At 42.6% G+C, this 6,836-nt stretch carries 6 protein-coding genes; 5 read left to right on the top strand and 1 reads right to left on the bottom strand.

Annotation, left to right across the window (positions count from 1 at the left end):
- Window positions 1-27 precede the first annotated feature (27 nt).
- Window positions 28-753: a 16S rRNA pseudouridine(516) synthase gene (locus HMPREF2917_RS06265; RefSeq protein WP_070589630.1), complete on the bottom strand. Its 726-nt coding sequence runs from the start codon at window positions 751-753 to the stop codon at window positions 28-30.
- A 178-nt stretch (window positions 754-931) separates the two neighbouring features.
- On the opposite strand from HMPREF2917_RS06265, the gene typA reads away from it, so the two are divergent.
- The 5 genes from typA (at window position 932) to HMPREF2917_RS06240 (ending at window position 6,782) form a co-directional block, all read left to right on the top strand.
- Complete coding sequence (gene typA / locus HMPREF2917_RS06260) at window positions 932-2,779, top strand: translational GTPase TypA (RefSeq protein ID WP_070589628.1); 1,848 nt, start codon at window positions 932-934, stop codon at window positions 2,777-2,779.
- A 23-nt stretch (window positions 2,780-2,802) separates the two neighbouring features.
- Window positions 2,803-3,051 carry a DUF3165 family protein gene (locus HMPREF2917_RS06255; protein WP_049507003.1) on the top strand — a complete coding sequence of 83 codons (249 nt, stop codon included), beginning with the start codon at window positions 2,803-2,805 and terminating at the stop codon, window positions 3,049-3,051.
- Window positions 3,052-3,141: 90 nt separating this feature from the next.
- The gene (murD, locus tag HMPREF2917_RS06250; RefSeq protein WP_070589626.1) at window positions 3,142-4,491 is read left to right on the top strand and encodes a UDP-N-acetylmuramoyl-L-alanine--D-glutamate ligase; all 1,350 of its coding nucleotides are present in this window, start codon (window positions 3,142-3,144) and stop codon (window positions 4,489-4,491) included.
- A 1-nt stretch (window position 4,492) separates the two neighbouring features.
- On the top strand, window positions 4,493-5,575 hold the full coding sequence (locus HMPREF2917_RS06245) for a UDP-N-acetylglucosamine--N-acetylmuramyl-(pentapeptide) pyrophosphoryl-undecaprenol N-acetylglucosamine transferase (protein WP_070589624.1): 1,083 nt from the start codon (window positions 4,493-4,495) through the stop codon (window positions 5,573-5,575).
- Entirely contained in the window at window positions 5,559-6,782 is a 1,224-nt protein-coding gene (locus tag HMPREF2917_RS06240; protein WP_070589622.1) for a cell division protein FtsQ/DivIB, read from the top strand. The genes HMPREF2917_RS06245 and HMPREF2917_RS06240 overlap by 17 nt, the downstream gene beginning before the upstream one ends.
- Window positions 6,783-6,836: the final 54 nt, after the last annotated feature.

Genomic DNA, 6,836 nt, shown 5'->3' with positions numbered 1-6,836 from the left:
GGCTAGGACTTTTGTCCCAGCCTCTTTTTATCTCGTTTTTTCAAGGGAATCTTTGACCCAGGTGAGCTCCACTTCATTCAAAGGCCGGCTTTCGCCAGGGGCTAACTGAGGATCCAAGGTGAAGGGACCAAAAGACAAGCGTTTTAAGGTCATTACTTTGACGCCAATGGCTAAGAACATCTTTTTCACTTGGTGGTATTTTCCTTCTGAGATTCGGACCTGGGCCTTGCTGTAGCTAGGGCTACTTTCTAGAATGGTTAAGGAAGCAGGCTTACAGATGGGGCCATCTTTGAATGAAATCCCATTCTGAAATTGCTCGATGTGGGCTGCATAGAGCGGTCCATTGACTTCAACTTGATAAGTTTTATCCACATGATATTGAGGATGTAGAAGTTGAAAACCAAGGGGCCCATTATCTGTGATGAGGAGCAGACCACTGGTATCGCGATCGAGGCGACCAAGCGGATAAAGATCTGGATATTCTTGTTGGGGATCTACCAGATCGATTACTGTTGGATGCTGGGCATCTCTTTTGGCAGTCACGGCTCCAATTGGTTTATGGAGCATGTAGTAGTGGTGACGCGGTTCCTGAATGAGCCGTTCCCCTATTTGAATCTCTTGGAGTCCAGGGTCGATGTTTTGTGACAGTTTTTTAGCTGGTAGGTGATCGACCAAGATTTGCCTTCGGGCCAGAAGTTGTTTGATGTCTTTGCGAGCGTAATGATGGTCTGCCATCAATTGATCTAATCTCATGGGAGCCTCTTTTTCTGAAATTCTTATCATCAGTGTATCATGAAATGAAAAGGAAATCGAGTCGGAGAAAAGAAATGAGGATGAAAACATTTACAACTAGCTGAACTGTGTTTTTTAAACGGGACTGTGGTATAATTGTTCAGTTAGAAATATTATTTAAAATTATATAGAGGAAATCATGACAAAATTAAGAGAAGATATTCGTAACGTTGCGATCATTGCCCACGTTGACCATGGTAAAACAACCTTGGTAGACGAATTGTTGAAACAATCGCACACCTTGGATGAACGTAAAGAATTGCAAGAACGTGCAATGGACTCAAACGATCTTGAAAAAGAACGTGGGATTACCATTCTTGCTAAAAATACAGCCGTTGCTTATAACGGAACTCGGATCAATATCATGGACACACCAGGACACGCGGACTTCGGTGGAGAAGTGGAACGGATCATGAAAATGGTTGACGGGGTTGTATTGGTCGTAGATGCCTACGAAGGAACTATGCCTCAGACTCGTTTCGTATTGAAAAAAGCCTTGGAACAAGACCTTGTGCCGATCGTTGTAGTTAATAAAATCGATAAGCCATCTGCTCGTCCAGCAGAAGTAGTAGACGAAGTCTTGGAACTCTTCATCGAGCTAGGTGCGGATGATGACCAGCTTGACTTCCCAGTTGTTTATGCATCAGCGATCAACGGAACATCATCCTTGTCAGATGATCCAGCAGATCAAGAAAAAACTATGGCACCGATCTTTGATACCATTATTGATCACATCCCAGCTCCAGTTGATAACTCAGATGAGCCCCTTCAATTCCAAGTGTCTCTTCTTGACTACAATGACTTCGTTGGTCGTATCGGTATCGGACGTGTCTTCCGTGGTACAGTTAAGGTTGGGGACCAAGTTACCCTTTCTAAACTGGATGGTACAACTAAAAACTTCCGTGTGACCAAACTCTTTGGTTTCTTTGGTTTGGAACGTCGCGAGATTCAAGAAGCTAAAGCTGGTGACTTGATCGCTATTTCTGGTATGGAAGATATCTTCGTTGGAGAAACCATCACACCAACTGACGCAGTAGAAGCACTTCCAATCCTTCACATCGATGAGCCAACCCTTCAAATGACCTTCTTGGTCAACAACTCACCATTTGCAGGTCGGGAAGGGAAATGGGTGACCTCTCGTAAGGTCGAAGAACGCTTGCAAGCAGAATTGCAAACAGACGTCTCTCTTCGTGTTGACCCGACGGACTCACCTGATAAATGGACAGTTTCAGGACGTGGGGAATTGCACTTGTCTATCTTGATTGAAACCATGCGTCGTGAAGGATACGAATTGCAAGTATCTCGTCCAGAAGTTATCATCAAGGAAATTGATGGTGTCAAATGTGAACCATTTGAGCGCGTACAAATCGACACACCAGAAGAATACCAAGGATCTGTTATCCAAAGCCTTTCTGAACGTAAAGGTGAAATGTTGGATATGGTCGCAACTGGTAACGGTCAAACTCGTTTGGTCTTCCTTGTTCCAGCGCGTGGGTTGATTGGATACTCAACAGAGTTCTTGTCAATGACACGTGGTTACGGAATCATGAACCACACCTTTGACCAATACTTGCCAGTGATTCCAGGAGAAATTGGTGGACGTCACCGTGGTGCTCTTGTTTCCATCGATAACGGAAAAGCAACGACATACTCGATCATGTCTATTGAAGAACGTGGTACGATCTTTGTCAATCCAGGTACAGAAGTTTACGAAGGAATGATCATTGGGGAAAACTCTCGTGAGAACGACTTGACTGTCAACATTACGAAAGCAAAACAAATGACCAACGTCCGTTCAGCTACCAAGGACCAAACAGCGGTTATCAAGACTCCTCGTATCTTGACCTTGGAAGAATCTCTTGAGTTCTTGAACGACGATGAGTACATGGAAGTAACACCTGAATCTATCCGTTTGCGTAAACAGATCTTGAATAAAGCAGAACGCGAAAAAGCAAATAAAAAGAAAAAATCAGCAGCTGCTGAATAATACGAAAAGAAAGGAGAAACAAAATGGTCTATTTTATCTTAGGGATTTTGATTCTCCTTTTTTACCTTTTTATGACCCCAAAGAGTATTCGTGGTACCTTAAACAGTGTCACAATGGTGGTCTTGATCGTCTCTTTTATCGTTCTTGCTTGTCTAGCCATTTTTCAGATATTCCAACTACCGTCCGAGTTTTTTGTCGGTGCCTTTCTAGCCTTTGTTGGCTACCTGGCTTTGGTAGATATTTCCAAAATGACGACCAAACAGAAAAAATAAACGGTGACGTGATTTTTAAAGCCCTTTGGGCTTTTTAATTTTGCTAAAAAAAGGTAAAATAGAGAGTGATAAAAATGGAGCGAAGAAATCATGAAATTTGTGAAACAATTTGAAAATAAAAAGGTTCTTGTATTAGGTTTGGCTAAGTCAGGCGAGTCAGCTGCCCGTTTGTTGGATCGCTTAGGAGCGATTGTGACCGTCAATGATGGCAAACCTTTTGAAGAAAATCCAGCAGCACAAAGTTTACTGGAAGAAGGGATTAAAGTTGTGACAGGAGGTCACCCTCTGGAGTTGTTGGATGAAGACTTTGCAGTCATGGTCAAAAATCCAGGAATCCCTTATACGAATCCGATGGTCGAAAAAGCGCTTGAAAAGGGCATTCCAGTCCTCACTGAAGTGGAATTGGCCTATCTGATTTCGGATGCGCCAATTATTGGGATTACAGGATCAAACGGAAAAACGACGACGACAACCATGATCGGGGAAGTCTTGACGGCTGCTGGCCAAGGTGGTCTATTGTCTGGGAATATCGGCTTTCCAGCCAGCCAAGTCGCACAAACAGCGACAGAAAAAGAAGTTCTGGTCATGGAATTGTCTTCTTTCCAATTGATGGGCATTGAAGCCTTCCATCCAGAGATTGCAGTGATTACCAACCTCATGCCAACCCATATCGACTACCATGGTTCTTTTGAAAATTATGTAGCTGCCAAATGGAATCTTCAAAAGAATATGACAGAAAAAGATGTCATTGTGTTAAACTTCAACCAAGACCTGGCTAAGGAACTGGCTACAAAAACCAAGGCAAGGGTCCTTCCATTTTCTACAATCGAAAAAGTGGACGGTGCTTATTTGGAAGATGGACTTCTCAAGTTTAAGGGAGAAGCTGTCATGCGTGCGGATGAACTGGGTGTTCCAGGAAGCCACAATGTAGAAAATGCCTTGGCAACGATTGCTGTTGCAAAAGTCCGGGGAGTAGAGAATGAGGTCATTAAAGAAACCTTGTCAGCCTTCGGGGGTGTAAAACACCGTCTACAATATGTGGATGAGATTCAAGGTGTCAAATTCTACAATGACAGTAAATCGACCAATATTTTAGCGACACAAAAAGCTCTTTCTGGTTTTGATAACAGCAAGGTTATCTTGATTGCAGGAGGGCTCGATCGTGGCAATGAATTTGATGAATTGGTACCCCACATTGCTGGTCTAAAGGAAATGGTGATTCTCGGGGAATCAGCTCCACGAGTGAAACGCGCAGCCGATAAAGCAGGCGTCCCTTATGTCGATGCGACAGATGTGGCAGATGCTGCAAAGAAAGCCTTCGACTTGGCTAGCCCTGGAGATGTTGTGCTCTTAAGTCCTGCCAATGCCAGCTGGGATATGTATCCGAATTTTGAAGTGCGTGGGGATGAATTCCTTGCTACAGTAAAAGGGTTGAAATAAAATGAAAAAAATAATGTTTACTGGTGGGGGAACCGTGGGACATGTGACCCTTAATCTCCTCTTGATTCCAAAATTTATCGAAGATGGATGGGAAGTTCATTATATTGGGGACAAAAAAGGAATCGAATACCAAGAGATCAAAAAGTCTGGATTAGAGGTACGATTCCATTCGATTGCAACAGGGAAATTGCGACGCTATTTCTCTTTCCAAAATATGATGGATGTTTTCAAGGTAGCTTGGGGAACACTCCAATCCATAGCGATTCTGCTCCGTGTGCGTCCACAAGTTCTCTTCTCAAAAGGGGGATTTGTCTCGGTGCCACCAGTGATCGCGGCTCGTCTCACTCGTGTTCCTGTCTATATCCATGAGTCGGATCTCTCGATGGGATTGGCCAATAAAATTGCTTATAAATTTGCTACCAAGATGTACACGACTTTTGAGCAAGCACATGGTTTGACAAAGAGTGAACATATCGGTGCGGTAACCAAAGTCACAGATCATATTCCGCCGACTTCAGAAGTTTTAGAAGAAAAAACAAAAGGTTTCCGAAAAGAGTTGCCGACCCTTCTCTTTGTCGGAGGATCAGCCGGTGCGCGTGTCTTTAATGAATTTGTGACAGAGTATCAAGCAGAGCTCTTGCAGCACTACAATATCATCAATTTGACGGGCGATTCAACATTGAATCAGGCTGAGGGGGGCTTGTATCGAGTGGATTATGTAACCGATCAGTATTTGCCTATGCTCCAGAAGGCTGATTTAGTGGTGACTAGGGGTGGAGCCAATACCTTATTTGAACTCTTGGCTATGAACAAACTCCATTTGATTGTGCCGCTTGGAAAAGAAGCCAGTCGTGGCGATCAGATTGAAAATGCCCAATATTTTGTGGATAAAGGTTATGCAGAGCAATTGCAGGAAGATCAATTGACCCTCGAAACCTTTAATGAAACCATTCAAGAAATGTTGAAGCAAAGCCAAGTTTACCACCAAGCAATGGAAAAATCGACAGAACTCCTTTCACTAGACGATTTTTATGGCCTGCTTCAAAAAGATATCAGTAAGGGAAAAGATGACGGACGACAATAAAAAAACACCAACGGATGACAAAATTACAGAATTGTCAGCCTGGCAAAAAAGAAACAAAGAATATTTAGAAAAAAAGGCGCTTGAAAAAGCGGAAGAAGCTGAAACAGAGGAAACTGAAAGCAAAGAAGCACAAGAAGACGAAGATCTTTCAGAAAATGAATCGGCTTCTATCTCAGAGGAAGAATCTGAAGAAGAAATAGAAGATTCTGAAGAGGAAAATGAATCTGAGGTCGAAGAGGATCCAGATGCGGATGGAGAAAGTTCAGAAAGAGAAGAGAACGGTCCGGCTGTAGAGGAGCTAGATCCTTCAGAGAAGCAAGAGAAAAAGCCTTCGTTTTTTGAACGCTTAAAGACGAAAAAAACAAAGAAGGAACCGACAGTGGCAAAACGCCATATCTATCGTGCCCTTCCGGTTATCGGAATCAGCTCGATTGTCGCCCTTCTCTCGATCTATTTTTTAAGTCCCTTGTCTACACAGAAAGTGATTGAATTTTCAGGGAATAAAGCGGTTGACCAGCAAAAATTGTATGAAAAAAGCCGTATTAAAGAAGAAGATTATACTCTGACGACCTTCCTTCATAAGTCGGTCTATGAACAAAACATAAAAACAGCTAGTCCATGGATCAAAGAAGTGCACATGCATTATCAATTTCCAGTGACCTTTAAAGTTAATGTAGTGGAACACAAAGTGGTTGCTTATTATGTGACGGGAGAAGACCACTATCCAGTATTGGAAAACGGAGAAGTAGTTGAGACAGTAACGCCTGCTTCGGACTTACCATCCTCCTATATTAGCTTGAAATTCTCAGATAGGGAATTAGTCAGACAATTCGTCCAAGAAATGAAATCCATTTCGCCTTCCATTACGGATAAAATTGTTTCGGTTGATCTGACACCAAGCAAGGTTACGAAGGATCTAGTGACCATTACCATGAAAAATGATAATAAAATCTTGGTCCCTGTTTCCCAAATTACCCGCAAGCTTCCTTATTATAAGGCCATTAGTAAGCAATTAGACGATGATTCCACCATTGATATGGAGGCTGGAGTCTTCAGCTATAGCGAACAATCCATCGCAGATGCCAAAGAGCAAGCTGAAAAAGAAAAGGCTGAAAGTACAGAAAAGCAAGAAGAACATTCTGAGGAAGCCAGCCAAGAACAGAATCCAGAAGGCGAAAATTCTTCTGGTAATGAGCAAAGCCCATAAATTATCTCAAATAATTGAAGAAAAAATGTCCATTTTAGGCTTCTTTGTGATATA

It is taken from the genome of Streptococcus sp. HMSC061E03 (assembly GCF_001813505.1).
Lineage (GTDB): Bacteria > Bacillota > Bacilli > Lactobacillales > Streptococcaceae > Streptococcus.
This window is presented reverse-complemented; position numbering and strand designations above follow the sequence as displayed.